Source organism: Rhodococcus sp. AC861, assembly GCF_979256035.1.
Genome location: NZ_CEEDMW010000002.1, coordinates 516070 through 533572, shown reverse-complemented (window position 1 = coordinate 533572; position 17503 = coordinate 516070). Strand labels below are relative to the sequence as shown.

The 17503-nt window shown below is 65.6% G+C and carries 14 protein-coding genes and 1 pseudogene; 8 read left to right on the top strand and 7 right to left on the bottom strand.

Going from position 1 to position 17503, the window contains the following annotated elements; translation table 11 throughout:
• Window positions 1-21: 21 nt before the first annotated feature.
• From AC0IX4_RS07920 to AC0IX4_RS07900, 5 genes are read left to right on the top strand one after another with little or no spacing between them, the layout of a single operon-like run.
• Window positions 22-981 carry a sugar-binding transcriptional regulator gene (locus AC0IX4_RS07920; RefSeq protein ID WP_056074051.1) on the top strand — a complete coding sequence of 320 codons (960 nt, stop codon included), beginning with the start codon at window positions 22-24 and terminating at the stop codon, window positions 979-981.
• A gap of 35 nt (window positions 982-1016) precedes the next feature.
• On the top strand, window positions 1017-2366 hold the full coding sequence (locus AC0IX4_RS07915; RefSeq protein WP_042576202.1) for an ABC transporter substrate-binding protein: 1350 nt from the start codon (window positions 1017-1019) through the stop codon (window positions 2364-2366).
• Window positions 2366-3316: a carbohydrate ABC transporter permease gene (locus tag AC0IX4_RS07910; RefSeq protein ID WP_471828625.1), complete on the top strand. Its 951-nt coding sequence runs from the start codon at window positions 2366-2368 to the stop codon at window positions 3314-3316. The genes AC0IX4_RS07915 and AC0IX4_RS07910 overlap by 1 nt, the downstream gene beginning before the upstream one ends.
• Window positions 3316-4170, top strand: coding sequence for a carbohydrate ABC transporter permease (locus tag AC0IX4_RS07905; RefSeq protein ID WP_042576200.1), 855 nt, complete (start codon window positions 3316-3318; stop codon window positions 4168-4170). Before AC0IX4_RS07910 ends, AC0IX4_RS07905 begins: the two co-directional genes overlap by 1 nt.
• A gap of 10 nt (window positions 4171-4180) precedes the next feature.
• On the top strand, window positions 4181-5293 hold the full coding sequence (locus AC0IX4_RS07900; RefSeq protein ID WP_471828624.1) for an ABC transporter ATP-binding protein: 1113 nt from the start codon (window positions 4181-4183) through the stop codon (window positions 5291-5293).
• A gap of 65 nt (window positions 5294-5358) precedes the next feature.
• On the opposite strand, the gene AC0IX4_RS07895 is transcribed toward AC0IX4_RS07900, so the two are convergent.
• The 5 genes from AC0IX4_RS07895 to AC0IX4_RS07875 form a co-directional block, all read right to left on the bottom strand.
• Entirely contained in the window at window positions 5359-6213 is an 855-nt protein-coding gene (locus AC0IX4_RS07895; RefSeq protein WP_471828623.1) for an alpha/beta fold hydrolase, read from the bottom strand.
• Window positions 6210-6815, bottom strand: coding sequence for a TetR/AcrR family transcriptional regulator (locus AC0IX4_RS07890; protein ID WP_471828622.1), 606 nt, complete (start codon window positions 6813-6815; stop codon window positions 6210-6212). The genes AC0IX4_RS07895 and AC0IX4_RS07890 overlap by 4 nt, the downstream gene beginning before the upstream one ends.
• Window positions 6812-8587 (bottom strand): N-acyl-D-amino-acid deacylase family protein, encoded by a 1776-nt coding sequence (locus AC0IX4_RS07885; RefSeq protein WP_042576196.1) that lies wholly within the window; start codon window positions 8585-8587, stop codon window positions 6812-6814. The genes AC0IX4_RS07890 and AC0IX4_RS07885 overlap by 4 nt, the downstream gene beginning before the upstream one ends.
• A gap of 64 nt (window positions 8588-8651) precedes the next feature.
• Window positions 8652-10877, bottom strand: a complete 2226-nt coding sequence (secA2, locus tag AC0IX4_RS07880) for an accessory Sec system translocase SecA2 (RefSeq protein WP_471828621.1) — start codon at window positions 10875-10877, stop codon at window positions 8652-8654.
• Window positions 10878-11268: 391 nt separating this feature from the next.
• Window positions 11269-12126, bottom strand: a complete 858-nt coding sequence (locus tag AC0IX4_RS07875; RefSeq protein WP_471828620.1) for a helix-turn-helix transcriptional regulator — start codon at window positions 12124-12126, stop codon at window positions 11269-11271.
• A gap of 100 nt (window positions 12127-12226) precedes the next feature.
• Here AC0IX4_RS07875 and ilvD point away from each other — a divergent pair, with 100 nt between their 5' ends.
• Window positions 12227-14071 (top strand): dihydroxy-acid dehydratase, encoded by a 1845-nt coding sequence (ilvD, locus tag AC0IX4_RS07870; protein ID WP_471828619.1) that lies wholly within the window; start codon window positions 12227-12229, stop codon window positions 14069-14071.
• A gap of 209 nt (window positions 14072-14280) precedes the next feature.
• Here the strand turns inward: ilvD and AC0IX4_RS07865 are convergent, their stop codons facing one another.
• Together AC0IX4_RS07865 and AC0IX4_RS07860 are read right to left on the bottom strand one after the other, a co-directional pair.
• A complete protein-coding gene (locus tag AC0IX4_RS07865) occupies window positions 14281-15087 on the bottom strand; it encodes a substrate-binding domain-containing protein (RefSeq protein WP_471828813.1) in 807 nt (268 codons plus the stop codon).
• A 63-nt stretch (window positions 15088-15150) separates the two neighbouring features.
• Window positions 15151-15333 (bottom strand): annotated as a pseudogene (locus AC0IX4_RS07860) (LacI family DNA-binding transcriptional regulator); the annotation flags it as partial.
• A 128-nt stretch (window positions 15334-15461) separates the two neighbouring features.
• On the opposite strand from AC0IX4_RS07860, the gene AC0IX4_RS07855 reads away from it, so the two are divergent.
• Together AC0IX4_RS07855 and AC0IX4_RS07850 are read left to right on the top strand one after the other, a co-directional pair.
• On the top strand, window positions 15462-16541 hold the full coding sequence (locus AC0IX4_RS07855; protein ID WP_471828618.1) for an asparaginase: 1080 nt from the start codon (window positions 15462-15464) through the stop codon (window positions 16539-16541).
• Between the two features lie 70 nt (window positions 16542-16611).
• Complete coding sequence (locus tag AC0IX4_RS07850; protein ID WP_471828617.1) at window positions 16612-17484, top strand: nitrilase family protein; 873 nt, start codon at window positions 16612-16614, stop codon at window positions 17482-17484.
• Window positions 17485-17503: the final 19 nt, after the last annotated feature.

The window sequence follows — 17503 nt, the reverse complement described above, 5'->3', positions numbered from 1 at the left end:
CCTCACCGGGGAGACGACGACGTGACTACGCCGAATGCCAGCGACGAGCTCCGGCTCGCCCTGCGCGCGGCAACGATGTACCACCTCGACGGTGCTACCCAGGCGCAGATCGCGGCCAAGCTCGGAGTCTCGCGCCCCACGGCGGGTCGCCTGGTCGCCAAGGCTCGCGCCAACGGGTTGGTCCGCATCGAGATCCACGTACCCGAGGAGATCAGCGGGTCCGTGCACACCGACCTCGAGCGCCGGCTCGAGGAGAAGTACGGGCTGGACGAGGCGCTGGTGGTCACGTCGAACATCGACGACGGCGGCGGACGGTACGACGCGGTGGGTCGCGCAGCCGCCGGCGTGCTCACCCGACGGGTGCAGCCCGACCACACCGTCGGGTTCACCTGGGGCCCGGAAACCGTGGCGGTGGCTCAGGCGCTGTCCTCGCGGGGAAGCCGGTGCTCGCTGGTGGTCCAACTCGACGGATCGATGAGCGCCGCGGAATACCAGACCGGTGTGGACTTCGTTCTCGGTCGATGCGCGGAGCAGCTCCAGGCTGCCACGATGCGTCTCAACGCCCCGCTCTACGCAGATCCGGCGACAGTGGTTGCCCTGCAGAACGACTCGATCATGTCCCGCGCCCTCGAGGCGGGGCGTTCGGCAGATCTGATGTTCTTCGGACTGGGGCCGGTGTCCACGTCGACCACTCTGTTCGAGGGCAGTTTTCTCGAGCAGGCCGAGTTGACCGAACTCGATCACCTCGGGGCCGTCGGCGAGATCGGCGGACGATTCTTCGACGAGAACGGCGCGGACATCGAGGGCAGCCTCGGTGCACGCACCATGTCGGTTCCGCTCGACGACATCCGGCGGTGCGCCAACACCCTTCTGATCTCCGGCGGAGCACGCAAACACGCCGCCGTCCGGGCCGCTCTGCGCGGCCGTCTCGCCACCGTGCTGGTGACCGACATCGCGTGCGCCGCCTACCTACTCGGCTAGCACGCACACTCCACAGGAATCGAGGTAGTACCGACGTGACGTCACGATTGACACCACTCGTCGCGCTTGTCGCCACCACCGCACTGGTGGCGACGGGATGCGCAGGGGCGGGCTCGTTCGGGGGCGACGGTGGGGGAAAGACGATCACCGTCGCCATCGTGTCCAACTCGCAGATGTCCGACGCCATCTCTCTGGCGCCGGAATTCGAAGCGGACAACCCCGGCATCGACCTGAAGTTCGTCTCCCTGTCGGAGAACGAGGCGCGCGCCAAGATCACGGCCTCGGTGGCCACCGGCGGCGGTGAGTTCGACGTGGTCATGATCAGCAACTACGAGACCCCGCAATGGGCCGAGAACGGCTGGTTGACCAACCTCTCCGAGTACGCGCAGGACACACCGGGATACGACGAGGCCGACTTCATCCCGTCCCTGAAGGAGTCCCTTTCCTACGAGGGCAGCATGTATTCGGTGCCGTTCTACGGTGAGTCGTCGTTCCTGATGTACCGCAAGGATCTGATGGAGGCGGCCGGCATCACGATGCCGGAGGAGCCCACCTGGCAGCAGGTCGCCGACGCCGCCGCGAAGCTCGACACGCCCGGTGTCTCCGGTATCTGCCTCCGCGGCAAGCCCGGCTGGGGCGAGGTCCTGGCCCCTCTGGACACCGTCATCAACGCTTTCGGTGGCCGCTGGTACGACGAGAACTGGAACGCGCAGCTGACCAGTCCGCAGGTCGAGGAAGCGGTGCAGTTCTACGTCGACCTGGTCCGCACCCACGGGCAGGCAGGCGCGGCGACCAGTGGGTTCAGTGAGTGCGGAACGCAACTGGCGCAGGGCAACACGGCAATGTGGTACGACGCCACCTCGGCAGTGTCCGTGCTCGAGGATCCCACGTCGAGCACCGTCGTCGGCAAGATCGGGTACGCCAAGGCGCCGTCCGCGGCCAAGGGTGACAACGGATGGCTCTACTCGTGGGCGCTCGGTATCCCGAAGACCTCCGAGAATCCCGACGACGCCTGGAAGTTCGTGTCCTGGATGACGAACAAGGAGTACCTGAACAAGGTCGGCAACGAACTCGGATGGGAGCGCGTCCCGCCGGGAAGTCGGTTGTCCACCTACGAGATCCCCGAGTACGAGAAGGCGTCGGCCGCGTTCGGTCAGGTGACGCTCGACTCGATCAACGGCGCCGACCCGAACAAGCCCACGGTCGACCCCGTGCCGTACACCGGGGTGCAGTTCCTCACCATTCCCGAGTTCCAGGACCTGGGAACCCGTGTCAGTCAACAGATCAGCGCCGCGATCGCCGGACAGATCAGTGTCCAGGACGCACTCGCCCAGGCGCAGCAGTACGCCGAAGTGGTCGGTAAGACCTACCAGGAGGACGAGTGATGACCGCTACCGATGTCGGTTCGCCCCGGACGGAGTCCACGCCGGTCGTCCGGCGTGAACGGACGATCAGCAAGGCGGAGGGATGGCGCCGCCGTGGACCACTGCTCCCGGCCATGGTGTTCGCCATCGTCGTCACGCAGATTCCGTTCCTCTTCACGCTGTACTACTCGACGCAGTCGTGGAACCTGGTGCGACCGGGCTCCCGAGAGTTCAACTGGCTGAACAACTACGTCGACGTGTTCCGCGACAGCCAGTTCCGTCAGGTCGCCCTCAACACGGTGATCATGATCGTCGGCACGGTCATCATCTCGGTGGTGCTGGGTCTGCTGCTGGCACTGCTGCTCGACCGGAAGTTCATCGGCCGCAGCCTGGTCCGCACCCTGCTGATCACGCCGTTCCTCATCACCCCGGTCGCCGGCGCGCTGATCTGGAAGACCACGATGTTCGATCCCGTCTTCGGCCTCATCAACTTCGCCCTGAGTCCGTTCGGGGTGGACCAGATCGACTGGGTCTCCCGCTTCCCCCTGGCGGCCGTCATGACGAACCTGGTGTGGCAGTGGACCCCGTTCATGATGCTGCTGATACTCGCCGGCCTGCAGTCGATGCCGAAGGACATCGCCGAGGCTGCCCGTGTCGACGGCGCCGGCCCGTTCGCACTCTTCCGCGAGCTGACGTTGCCACACCTGCGTCGATTCATCGAACTGGGTGCCGTCCTGGGCGCGATCTACCTGATCAACACCTTCGACGCGGTCTACATGATGACCTCCGGCGGACCCGGCGTGGCGTCGTCGAACCTGCCCTTCTACATCTACCAACGAGCCTTCCTCGGCTTCGACATCGGCCAGGCCGCGGCCATGGGCGTCGTCACCGTGGTGGCCACCATCATCGTCAGCACCCTGGCGCTGCGACTGATCTTCAAGAGCTTCAGTGGGAACGAGGAGGCGGCGTGATGACTACCGGAACCGTGGAGAAAGCGCCCGTCACCCGGAAGGCTCGGTGGGGCACGGGCTCGATCTGGTCCTTCGTCGCCTGGGTCGCCGGTATCGCATTCTTCTTCCCTGTCCTGTGGATGGTGATCACCGGGTTCAAGCAGGAGGCCGACGCCTACACCGCCACACCGAAGATCTTCTTCACCCCGACGCTCGACCAGTACCGCGGAGTTCTCGACAGCGGCATCGGCACCACGTTGCTCAACTCGGCCTTCGCCACCATCGTCTCGACGGCTCTCGTTCTGCTGCTGGGAGTTCCGGCCGCGTTCGCGTTGTCGCTGCGGCCGGTGAAGAAGACGCAGGACGTGCTGTTCTTCTTCATCTCCACCAAGATGCTCCCCGTCGTCGCGGCCATCGTTCCGCTCTACGTGATTGTCGGCGACATCGGTCTGCTGGACAACATCTGGGCCCTGATCATCCTGTACACGGCGATGAACCTCCCGATCGCGGTGTGGATGATGCGCTCGTTCTTCCTCGAGGTGCCGAGCGAACTGCTCGAGGCCGCGAGCATGGACGGTGCCTCGCTGTGGACGTCGGTGCGGGAGGTCATCCTGCCCCTGGTCTCTCCCGGAATCGCAGCGACGTCGCTCATCTGCGTGATCTTCTCGTGGAACGAGTTCTTCTTCGCCGTCAACCTCACCGCCGTCCAGGCACAGACCATCCCGGTCTACCTCGTCGGCTTCATCACCGGCCAGGGCCTGTACTGGGCCCAGCTGTCCGCCGCTGCGACGTTCGCAGCCCTCCCCGTCGTCCTCGCCGGATGGTTCGCGCAGAACAAGCTTGTGCGCGGATTGTCCTTCGGCGCAATCAAGTAGGAGAAGAACCATGGCTGCAATCTCGTACAAGCAAGCATCGTGCATCTACGACGGCGCCGACAAGTTGGCGGTGGACTCCCTCGACCTCGACATCCAGGACGGTGAGTTCATCGTCCTGGTCGGACCGTCCGGCTCCGGCAAGTCGACCGCGCTGCGGATGCTGGCCGGCCTCGAGGAGATCGACGGTGGCGCCATCGAGATCGGGGGGAAGAACATGGTCGGGGTGCCGTCCAAGGACCGCGACATCGCGATGGTGTTCCAGAACTACGCGCTCTACCCCAACAAGACCGTCGGCGAGAACATGGGCTTCGCCCTCAAGATGCGCGGCGTGAGCCTCGAGGAGCGCACGAAGCGCGTCAAGGACGCTGCCGATCTGCTCGACCTCACCGAATACCTGGACCGCAAGCCCGGCAAGCTCTCCGGTGGTCAACGCCAGCGCGTGGCCATGGGACGCGCCATCGTGCGCGAGCCGCAGGTGTTCTGCATGGACGAGCCGCTGTCCAACCTCGACGCCAAGCTGCGCGTGCAGACGCGCACCCAGATCGCGGCACTCCAGCGTCGACTCGGCACCACCACCGTCTACGTCACCCACGACCAGGTGGAGGCGATGACGATGGGTGACCGGGTGGCGATTCTCAAAGACGGGAAGCTGCAGCAGTTCGCCTCGCCCACGGAGCTGTACGACCACCCGATCAACGCCTTCGTCGCCGGCTTCATCGGCTCGCCTGCGATGAATCTGTTCACGGTGCCCGTCGCGACAGGCGGACTGAAGGTCGGGGACCGCACCATCGCCCTCGAACGCGACCAGCTCACGGCCATCGCGGCGGCCGGCCTCGACGAGGTCACGCTGGGTCTGCGCCCCGAGCAGCTCGCCATCGGATCAGCGGACGACGACGGACTGGTGGTCACGGTGGATCTGGTCGAGGAACTGGGCAACGAGAGTTACCTGTACGCCAGCTTCGGCGACACACGAATTCGCTCCTCGGACGGCACTCCGGCCACGATCGTGGCACGCTCACCTCGGAGGGCTCCTGCGAAGATCGGCGAGACGATCACGCTGACCAAGCAGGAGGGCACGGCGTACCTGTTCCATCCGGAAACAGGGTTGCGCCTGACTGCCTGACCGACCAGGGGGATAGACCCGGGTGTGGGAACGTGCCGGGAAGACCGTTCCCACACCCGCCTACGTCAGACGCGCTGCGCGTGGTCGAGCAGCACGTCGGCAGCATCGGACGCGTGCGTCCACGGCCACCAGTGCTTCGCGTCGACCTCGAGGACGGTGAGGTCCGGGATCCACCGATCGACGTCCTCGACCAGATCGGCGGACAGGAATCGGTCCTTCAGCGGCACGACCACGAGTGTGGGAACCTCGCATCTCGCTGGTGGTCCGGAGAGCATGCGCCGAATGATGTTGGCGCGGTACAGCTCCACTCCACGTTGCATGTCGATCGGATCCGCCGGGGGTGCCGGATCCGCGGGTCCGGCCTCCACGAACAGATCGGGCACGTACTTTCCGACGACGGGAATGTGGAAGCCCCAGATGTACCAGGACCGCCCGAGCTGCCCGAGCACGGACGGCCATTGCGTCGGACGCAGCCCTCGCCGCCTCGAGGTCTCCCGCAGGTGGTCGATGCTCGGGCCCGACACCGAGGTGAACGAGCCGAAGATATCGGTGGCACGAGGATCCCGCAGCGGCTCCCACATCTGAACCGAACCCCAGTCGTGCGCGAACGCATGGATCGGCCCACGCAGGTCGGGGATCGAGTCGATCACCGCGTACGTGTCGTCCGCGAGACGCTCGATTGCGAACGACGACGACTTCTCGGGGTGCTCGACGACGGTGTGCCCGCCGCCGCGCGTGTCGTACGAGATGACCCTGGCGCGATCACCGATCGCGTCGATCATGGCGTCGAACATCGTGTGGTTGTTCGGGTAGCCGTGGACCAGGAGCACGGTCGTGTCCGCGTCGGGATTCCCGTACTCGTACACCGCGAGGGCGGCCCCGTCGGATCGAGCTGTCCACCTGCTGTGCGGTTCGGTCATCCTGCCTCGCTTCTGCTGTAGAGAGACTCTCCGCGGAGAAGTCGAGCGACGAGATGCAGGCGCATCTCCTCCTGCTCCGGCTGCGGATGGACCACGGCCGAGAGCGCTTCTCCGTCCAGGAGGTGTACCACCGTGAAGAGGACTGTATCGAGTTCGGCGGCGGGAATCGTCCCGGCGATCGGCAACGTCCGGCCGAGCGCAGTGATCTCCCGGTGGTAGCGGATCGTGAACGGGACGAGTCTCGCCCGCAGCTCCTCGTCGCTGCGAGCGGCGATGAGGAGCTCGTACCAGGCGCCGTTGATCGGGGCGCGGCACGCCGCGCGCAGCAACGTCAGGCAGTGCTCCACCGACGCCGAACCGAAGCTCGCGAGACCTCCGCGGAACTCCTCGAACTGGCGCCTCCGCACCTCGTCCGCGGCGGCGACCACCAGGTCGAGCCTGGTCGGGAAATGCCGGAACAGAGCACCGGACGACACACCCGCACGGGTGACGACTTCGTTCACCGTCGTTGCGGCATAACCTCTCTCGGCCAGCGAGGAGATGGTGGCGTCGAGAAGTTTCGCGATGGTGTCGGTCCGGCGCTGCTCCTGCGTTCGTCTCACACGGACACGGTAGTGGCCGCAGGTGTCCTCACGCCCGCTCGCAGGAATCGGCCGGCGCGCTCGGACACCCCGAACCACGATGCGAAGCGACCCTCGCGGTAGACCACTCGGCCTCCGATGAGCGTCGCCGTGACGGCGTCGTCGTTGCGGTTGACCATCCGGCTCAGCCCACCGAACTCGGGCATCGACTCCTCGTTGTAGGCGTCGACCTCGTCCGTCAGTCCCGCCGGGTTCACCACGACGATGTCCGCACGGTCACCGAGGCGCAGGTGCCCGGTGTCGACGCCGTAGAAATCGGCCAGTTCGCCGCTCAGCTTGTGCGCCGCCTGGCCGACGGTCAGGAACGACTCGTGTGCGTCGTGCACCCGACGGAGCAGGCGGATCCCGAAGTTGTAGAACGCCATGTTGCGCAGGTGTGCCCCGGCATCGGAGAACCCCACCGTCACACCGGGCTTCGTGATGAGCTTGTCCATCTGCTTACGGCGGTGGTTGGCGATCGTGGTGTGCCAGCGCAGCGTCCGGCCGTGCTCGACGACCAGGTCGAGGAACGCGTCGACTACGTGGATTCCCTGCTCCCGCGCCAACTCCGCGACGTTCTTCCCGATCACGGACGCGTCGGGGCACTCGGTGATGATGACGTCGCCGAAGTCCCGGTGCCACACACGGGAGGAGAACTTCTTCTCGAAATCGGCGCGGAACCAGCGTCGATACGCCTCGTCCTTCAGCAGCTCGTTACGGCCCAGTTCCTCACGCAGGTGCAGAGCTGCTCTGCCGGAACCGAATTCCTCGAAGACGACCAGGTCGATTCCGTCGGAGTAGACGTCGAACGTCGTGGGCAGGTGCTGCCACCGGAATTGACCCTTGCCGGGGCCGTTCACTATCGCGGCGAGGGGACCGAAGATGTGGTGGATCCAGGGTGAGGCCTTGGCGTCGGCCGCGGCGAGCAGCGACACCTTCAGCGCGCGACGTCCGATCCCGGTGGCCGCACCGAGGAAGAAGACCATGTCGTACTTCGTGTTCAGATTCGGAATGCTCTGCAGCAGCCGGCCGCGCCGCCGCAGGATCTTGTGCAGGCGCCGGAACTCCGACCAGGATGCGTAGGACGACGGCAGGGAACGTGACCGGTAGCGGTCGCCGTCCAGTTTGTCCCACGGATTGGTCATCGTGGACATACCGAGCATTCCGGCGTCGAGCGCCTTCTCGAGAGCGTCGGACATCTGCGCGGTCTCTTCGCGCGTCGGCTTCTGGGAGCGGTCGGTCGACCGATCCAGCCCCATGACGTGGGCGCGGAGATCCGAATGTCCCACCAGCGACGCGATGTTCGGACCGAGTGGGAGCCGCTCGAGCGCGGCGATGTACTCCTCGGGACCGTCCCACGTCTTGTGCGTGTCCACAGCTTTGAGCACGTGATCGCGCGGCAGTGCTTCGACGCGGCTGAACAGGTCCGCGATGTCCACCGGCGTCGAGTACAGCGTGGACAGCGAGCAGTTCCCCAGCAGAACCGTCGTCACGCCGTGGCGGACCGATTCCACCAGTCCGGGGCCCACCAGCACCTCGGCGTCGTAGTGGGTGTGCACGTCGACGAAGCCAGGCATGACCCACTGGCCGGTGGCGTCGATGACCTCGGTGTCCGGCCCGACGGCCAGCGCGTCCGAGGAGACGGCGCGGACCACGCCGTCGACGATGCCGACATCGCGGCGGACACCGGGACCGCCGTCACCGTCGAAGACGGTCCCGCCGCTGATCACCACATCGAAGTGCGACTCGTTCATGTGACCTCCATCACTGTGCGATGGGCTCACCGTAACTTAGAGAGTGATCACTCGCAATGGTCCGTCAGAACGCGAGGGGGCGGTGAGATTCCCGCACGTACGTCCAGGTCGACGACGGGCGAACCAGTCCGGCGGATTCGAGGTCGATGCCGTCCTCGGTGATCTCCGAGGTCAGGAACGTGCGATCCGACTCCTCCAGTGCACGTGACTGCACCTCGGCGAACGCGTCGATCGCGATGCGGTGGTACTCGTCGAGTGGATTCTCGCGTCCGAGGGCCCGGAGGTGGATGCTCTCGCGGACATCACCGAGGTGAGCGAGGTAGTCCGACCAGGCGCGGTCCAGGTGGTGCAGCACGATGCGTCGGGCCGCACTGGTAAGTGCCGTGGCGTCTACGGTCTCCTCGAGTTCCGCGGCACGGTCCGGGTTGCGATCGGCCAGCAGGGTCCACGCCTCGTCGGTGGACAGCAGCGTCGCGCGTCGGGCATCGAGGATGTCCCGGTGCTGCGCGGTCAGCTGGTTGTACCGCCACGTGGACGCGTGGGTGTCGAGCATCGCGCCTTCGGCGACACGCTGTGCGTGATCGATGCGCTTGGCCGCGACCTCGGACTCGATGAAGCCCGTGTCGTCGGGGTGTCCGGGACGATCGCTCTTCTCCAGATAGCGAGTCACCAGGGAGTCGTCCCAACTGGCGAAGAACACCGAACGGCCCGGATCACCCTGGCGCCCGGCGCGTCCGCGAAGTTGGTTGTCGAGGCGCTCGGTGACGTACCTCCCGGTTCCGACGACAAGCAGACCGCCGAGATCGGTCACGCCGTCTCCGAGTCTGATGTCGGTGCCGCGGCCGGCGATCTGGGTCGAGACGGTCACAGCGCCGCGAAGTCCTGCGCGAGCGATGATCTCGGCTTCCTCAGCGTCGTTCTTCGCGTTGAGGGCGACCACCGGGACACCCTCGTCCTCGAGTCGCGCAGCGAGATCCTCCGACTCCTCGACATCGTGAGTGCCGACCAGGACCGGCTGACCGGTGGCATGGGCCTCGACCACCGCGGCCACGACTGCGGCCGTCTTCTCCGGCGCCGTGGCGTAGACGCGATCGACCTCGTCGACACGCACCAGCGGCTCGTTCGGCTCCACCACCGACACACCCAGGCCGTAGAACGTCCGAAGTTGTTCTCCCGCAGCGAGAGCCGTGCCGGTCATGCCGCACACACGTTTGTACCGACCCATCAGCGCCTGCACCGTGACGGTGTCGAGTACCTGGCCAGTCTGTGTGCGCTCCAGGCCTTCCTTGGCCTCGACGGCAGCCTGCAGGCCGTCGGGCCAGCGCTGCAGCTCGGCGACGCGGCCACGCGACGCGTTGACCAGCTGCACCCGCCCGTCGCGGACGATGTAGTCGACATCCCTGCGCACCAACACTTCTGCGTGCAGTGTGAGATTGACGCGCACCAACGTGGTGCCGACGTGCTCCTCGCTGTAGAGGTCGATGTCGCCGAGCGCGGCCTCCATCTTCTCCGCCCCGGTCTCGGTGAGGAACACGTTGCGCCGCTCGGCATCGACCTCCCAGTCGGTCTCCGCATCGAGGGATCGCACGGCGTCCAGCACGTCGTCCGCCGACACGTCCTGATCGATCGAGCCGGCCAGAACCAAGGGCACCAGCGCCTCGTCCACCAGCACAGAATCCGCCTCGTCGACCACGGCAACGTCCGCGGTGGGGGAGACCAGCAGGTCGGCGTCGTCGACGAGGTGGTCCCGCAGAACGTCGAACCCGACCTCGTTCACCGACGCGTACGTGACGTCGCAGGCATAGGCGGCCCGCCGCTCGTCCGCCGCCGACTCCGCCGTGATCCACCCGACGGTGACACCGAGAGCGTCGTACAGCGGGCCCATCCACTCCGCATCGCGTCGGGCGAGGAAGTCGTTGACCGACACCACGTGCACGTCCCGGCCCTGCAGGACATAGGCGGCTGCGGCGATAGCGCCGGACAGGGTCTTACCCTCGCCCGTCGCCATCTCGACCACGTCACCCTCCAGCAGCCGAACGGCTCCGTAGAGCTGGGTATCGAAGGGCCGCTGGGACAATGCGCTATCGGATGCCTTGCGGGCGAGAGCGAGGAACGCGGGAACGTCGAGCGTTCCGGCACGGCGTAGGTCATCGGCGGCTGCACGCAGGCCGTCCGCGTCGAGGTCGCGGTGGCGGTCCTCGAGCGCCCTGGCTGCCTCCACGGCACCTTGCGACCGCGCATGCCCCTTCGCGACCGAACGACCGAGCAGGGACCAGAACCGTGACGCCATGTTCGCCAGGCTACCGACGGGGCCGAACGTGCGGTCGCCGCGAGCCGTGTGCACACCCCCAGCGGTGAGCGCAGTGCAGCGCGTCGGCTGCTGCAGCCTGTGTGCACACCCTCAGCGTCGAGCGCACACCCTCTGCCGCCGGCGGGTGGGGGTGTGCGGTTACCGGAAGGGGTGCACACACCCGGTGCTGCAGAATTGGGCGCAGTGTCGCTGCGTGTCCGATAGTGGCGCGGCAACCGGTGTGCACACCCTCAGCGTCGAGCGCGCACCCTCTGCTGCCGGCGGGTGGGGGTGTGCGGTTACCGGAAGGGGTGCACACACCCACTACAGCGCGGCCACGGACCCCTTCGCCGAACTCGAGAGCGTTCTCCAGGGAAACACCGCAACTCGCTCACAGCTCAGCACGAGACGACCCGCCACCGATCAACTGTTGCATCTTCTCGCGGGTGTCGGTGCCGTCGGCAGGAAGGTAGACGACGATGTTCAGCTCCTTGTGGTCCGCCGGTGCCAGCTGGTGATGCTCGAAGCGCAGTTCTCCGACGACGGGGTGCTGGAAGATCCGCGCACGCGAGGCGAATCCCTCGATGTCGCGGCTGTCCCACCCGGCAGCGAAAGACTCGCTCGTGATGCGTAGTCGATCGACCAGTTCGATGAAGGCAGGTGTCCCGAGCGCCGCGCCTCCATCCGCCCGGAATTCTGCGAGGAAGCGCCTGCTGTCGGACTCCCAGTGCGGGAGCAGGTCACGCACGTACGGGTCGGTGAAGACCAGCCACAGCAGATTGCGGTCAGCTGCGTCCACTGTCTCGATGCGTGGGAACAGTGCTCGGTACGCGCGGTTCCACCCGACGATGGTCCACTCGGGACGGAGGGCGAATGCCGGGAACTCGGTGAGTGCATCGAGCAGGCGTTGTATGGGCGGTGGCGTCGTTTCCGCGCTCGACGGAGTGGGTGTGGGCGGGTGGCCGGCAAGGTCGAGCAGGTAGTCGTGCTCGGCGGGCGTGAGCTGCAGCGTCGTGGCGATGGCATCGAGAACCTGGCGTGACGGGTGGATGTCGCGCCCCTGTTCGAGCCAGGTGTACCAGGTGACGCTGACGTGGGACAGCGCCGAGACGTCCTCTCTGCGTAGTCCTGTCGATCGACCCCGCGGTATCGGCGGCAAGCCGAGCCGCGAGCGCGGCAGTGCCGAGCGGCGTGCACGCAGGAATGCTCCGAGCTCACGGCGAGCGGCGGAGTCCTGGTCGGTGGTCACACGGCAACTCTACGAGCGTCCGACTCGGGAAGGTGGTGGTGGCGATACCAGTACCGAAGCTGTCTTCCTGCCGACGTCCTCGACCGGCATTGTCGTCCACATGCCTGCACTTCGATCGAGAACCGTCACGCACGGACGCAACATGGCTGGGGCCCGTGCGCTGCTGCGAGCAGCGGGGGTGAACGGCGACGATTTCGGTAAGCCGATCGTCGCCGTCGCGAACAGCTTCACCGAGTTCGTTCCCGGCCACACCCATCTCCAGCCCGTCGGCCGAATCGTCTCCGACGCGATCACCGCGGCCGGCGGAATACCGCGCGAGTTCAACACGATCGCGGTCGACGACGGCATCGCTATGGGACATGGCGGGATGCTCTACTCGCTGCCCTCCCGCGACCTCATCGCCGACTCCGTCGAGTACATGGTGAATGCGCACTGCGCGGACGCTCTCGTGTGCATCTCGAATTGCGACAAGATCACGCCCGGAATGCTCATGGCCGCACTGCGACTGAATATTCCGGTGGTGTTCGTCTCGGGTGGGCCGATGGAAGGCGGTACCGCCGTGCTTGTCGACGGCACCGTACGTACCCGACTCACCCTGGTGTCCGCGATGTCGGATTCTGCCGCCGGTGACGTCTCGGACGAGGATCTCGCGCGTGTGGAAGAGGCGGCGTGCCCGACGTGCGGGAGCTGCTCGGGCATGTTCACGGCCAACTCGATGAATTGCCTGACCGAAGCGCTGGGGCTCGCCCTGCCGGGCAACGGAACCACGCTCGCCACGCACACGGCGCGTCGGGACCTCTACGAAAACGCCGGGCGCACAGTGGTCGATCTGTGCCGTCGGTGGTACGACCACGACGACGAGTCGGTTCTTCCTCGGCAGATCGCCTCACGCGCTGCATTCGACAACGCCATGGCGCTCGACATCGCGATGGGTGGATCGACGAACACGATCCTGCATCTCCTGGCCGCGGCCCGTGAGGCCGAACTCGACTACACCCTCGACGACATCGAGAAGCGGTCACGCATGGTGCCGTGCCTGTGCAAGGTCGCGCCGAACGGGCACTATCTCGTCGAGGACGTACACCGCGCCGGGGGCGTGCCCGCCATTCTGGGGGAGCTCCGGCGAGGGGGTCATCTGCACGACCACGTGCACACGGTGCACTCGGCATCTCTCGTCGACTGGCTCGACCGATGGGACGTACGGTCCGGACGTGCCGATGACACCGCGATCGAATTGTTCCACGCCGCACCGGGATGCGTGCGTTCCGCCACCGCCTTCTCGCAGTCCGAACGTTGGGACACACTGGATCTCGACTCCGTCGCCGGATGTGTCCGCGATGTGGAGCACAGGTACTCGGCCGACGGCGGCTTGGCGGTTCTGCGCGGCAACCTGTCCGCCGACGGGTGTGTGGTGAAGACCGCCGGCGTCGACGACTCCATCCTCACCTTCTCCGGCCCCGCCGTGGTCGTGGAGTCGCAGGAGGATGCCTGTGACGCCATCCTGTCCGGTCGGATCTCCGCCGGTGACGTGCTGGTGGTGCGATACGAAGGTCCACGCGGAGGTCCCGGCATGCAGGAGATGCTCTATCCGACAGCGTTTCTCAAAGGCCGAGGTCTCGGAGCGTCGTGCGCGCTGATCACCGACGGCCGCTTTTCCGGCGGAACGTCCGGTCTGTCGATCGGTCACGTGTCTCCGGAAGCGGCCGCGGGTGGCGTGATCGCCCTGGTCCAGGACGGAGACAGCATCACCATCGACATCCCGCGACGCTCGATCACACTGGACGTTGCCGACGACGAGCTCGCTCGCCGGCGTTCCGCCCTGGACGGGTTCCGGCCCCTCGACAGGCAGCGCGAGGTGAGCGTCGCTCTCCGTGCCTACGCCGCGCTCGCACTGTCCGCGGACAAAGGTGCTGTCCGCGACATCGATGCGCTCTCTCGCTCCTAGGCTCACGCCAGGCCGTTTCGCGATGTCAGCGCGAACTACAGCGAAGTGGGCAGCGTCCACCGCCTCGGGGATCCTGTCGCGGTCACTGACCTTGCACCCATGCGCGTTTGCCCACTCCCGAGTGTGCCCTCCTCTTCTCCAGCGTTCTTACGCAGTAGTCGAGACGACGGCCGCAGGAATTACTCCCGTACTGACGATGAAACGTTGCGCTAGCTTTTTTCCCGAATGGTTCCGGAACTCTCGCGGATTGCTAACGTGGGAGCTAATCGAACGGACTCGATGTCGACGCCGTTCAATCTGTCGATGAGAAGTGCCATAGCTGTGGAGCCCATCTCCCACATGGGTGATCTCACGGACGAGAGCGGTATCGGCAATTCCCCTGCGAGCGGGGTGTCGTTGTAGCCGATGACAGCGACATCGATGCCCACGCGGAGTCCTGCTGTACGAATGGCGCCGAGCGCGCCGATCGCGGCGAAGTCGTTGACGGCGAACACCGCACTTGCCGGGTTCGACTCGGCGAGTAGAGCTTCGGTAGCAGACCGCCCGCCCGCCACATCGAACGAGCTGCTCACCACTCGCGCGTCGGGGATCGGGTGGCCGGCTTCTCGGTACTCGTCGCGAAACCCATGGGTTCTGTCGACCGAGGTGCTCGAGTATGGCCGGCCGGACACGATGCCGACGTCGACGTGCCCCAACTCGAGGAGATGCCGAGCGGCCAGACGACCACCTTCGACATCGTCGCACGTCACGCTCGGGTAGTTGCCGGAGCGTCGACTCACCAGTACGAACGGCACATCTCGGGTTACCAGCGACGAGAGCACATCGTCGTCCTCGACGACGGCATCGCCGATCACCACTCCGTCGACACGTCGCGCAAGAAGCATGTCGGTGGCTTCGGCCCTCAGTTTCGGGTCGTCGTAACTGTTGGTGACGAAGGTCTGATAGCCGGCGTCGCGCGCGGAGTCGCTGACGCCTTCGTAGATCGTGGCGAGCACGATGTCGGTCAGATGAGGCACGAGCACACCCACCAGATTGCTCCGGCTCGTACGCAAACCGGCAGCATGCGGGTTCCTCGCGAACCCGACCTCACGAGCGATCTTCCTGATCTTCTCGATGGTTGCCGTCGAAGCAGATCGAACGCCCGGACCGAGCGAAGGTGACAACACCCGCGAAACCGTAGACACATGCACACCCGCGAGATCGGCGATGGTGCGCAAGGTCGGGCGCCCGGAGTCGTCCAGATGCGGTAGAGCCGCCTCCATGAGTGTCCTTCCGCGCGAGCCTTGTGCGACAAGTGTGACACCACGCGATACATCTCCGGCAAATGATTGCGGTGACCTGGATCATAAGCTACGTTTGCGCAAACGATTGGCGCAAACGATTGGGCAACATGCGACGAGTAGTAGTGATCACCACCGGTGGAACCATCGCCAGCACCGCGAACAGCCGGGGAGTCAAGACCGCCACGGTGCCGGGTGGCGACCTGATCGCGCGTGCAGCGACCCCACAGGGGGTGGCGCTCACGGTGGTCGACGTCGTATCCGTCAACAGCTACGCGATGACGTTCGCCGACATGGACCAGATCAACTCTGCTGTTCACGACGCTTTGGCAGACCCGACTACGTGCGGAGTCGTCGTCACCCACGGCACCGACACTTTGGAAGAGACAGCGATGGTCGTGGACTTGTTTCATCAGGATCCCCGACCCGTCGTCTTCACCGGTGCCCAACGGAGCGCCGACGACCCCGATGGCGATGGTCCCGGAAACCTGCAGGACGCGATCTCGGTCGCCGCGTCGGCATCGCCCCGCGGCTTAGGAGTACTCGTGTGCTTCGGCGGCGTCATCCACGCTGCCCGCGGAACACGGAAAGTGCACAACAGCGCTCTGCAAGCTTTCTTCGACGTCGACAACGGCCCCATAGGACTCATCGTCGATGGCTGCGTACGAGTACACGAGAAGATCACGCGCCCCGACGCCCACCTGACGTGGCCCGTCGCAATCTCCGGCACACGGGTGGACACCGTCGCGCTGTACCCCGGAGCCGACCGTGCCGCGATCGACGCGAACATAGCCGCAGGAGCGCAGGGAATCATTCTGCAGGCGACCGGATACGGCAATGCCAACAGTGACATCACAGCCGCGGTAGAAGAACACACAGCGGCAGGAATCCCCGTTGTCCTGTCCACACGAGTGTCCGCCGGACCCGTCCGAGCCGTCTACGGCGGTGGCGGTGGCGGCGTCGATCTCGTCGAGGCAGGCGCGATTCCGTCGGGCAACTTGCGGCCCAGCCAAGCACGAATTCTTCTCGCGGCCTTGCTCGCCCGAGGTGACGACCACGTCGCCATCTCCGCAGCCTTCGACACGAGAACCCGGCGGTACACCGACACCGCAGACGACTCCATAGTCTTCGCCGGCCACGACCCGGTGACATCACAGACATCTGTTCCGGGACCGCGCCACCAGAGCTGAACCGTACAGACGAAACGCATCACGAGAAACAGGAAGCAGAACAGATATGAGATCACCGACAAATCCCGCAGTGAGCGAACTCAAGGTCGCAGCCGTGCAATTCGACATGCAGGTCGGCCTGGAGAACAAGGAGAAGAATCTCGCCACCACCATCGAGCACATCGACGAGGCGGCCAGGGCCGGCGCACGCTTGATCGTGCTGCCGGAACTGGCCAACACGGGATACAGCTTCGACACCAGAGACGAGGCTTATGCCCACGCCGAGGCAGTGCCCGACGGCCCGACATGTCGTGCCTGGATCGACGCGGCGCGGCGTAACGACGCGTATGTCGTCGCCGGGATCGCCGAGGTCGAGGGAGTGCACCTGTACGACACCGCGGTGCTCATCGGACCGGACGGATACATCGGCCGCTACCGGAAGACTCATCTCTGGAACCGAGAGAAGCTCATTTTCACGACCGGTGACGACTATCCCGTATTCGACACCAAGATCGGCCGTATCGGGCTCCTCATCTGCTGGGACATCTGGTTCCCCGAGGTCGCCCGAATACTCGCCGCCCAGGGCGCCGACATCATCTGTTCGGTCAACAACTGGGTATGGACGCCACCGCCGCTCTTCGACGACGCCGGGAACTGCATGGCGTCCTATCTGACTATGTCGGCATCGCACGTCAACAACATTCCTATCGTTGCCGCAGATCGAGTCGGCGAGGAGCGCGGCGGGAAATTCCTGGGATGCTCGTTGATCACCGGAACGAACGGCTGGCCAATCGGCGAGATCGCAGATGCCGAAGCACCCGCAGTTCTGTATGCCGACATCGACATCGTGGCGTCCCGGTCCGCGCTCATCTGGAACGACCTGAACGATCTCGCACGCGATAGACGAACCGATCTCTACGACCCCCTGCTGGGATACACCTCCGGTCGACGGCTCGCTCGGTGAGCCGCGACGACAGCGTCTG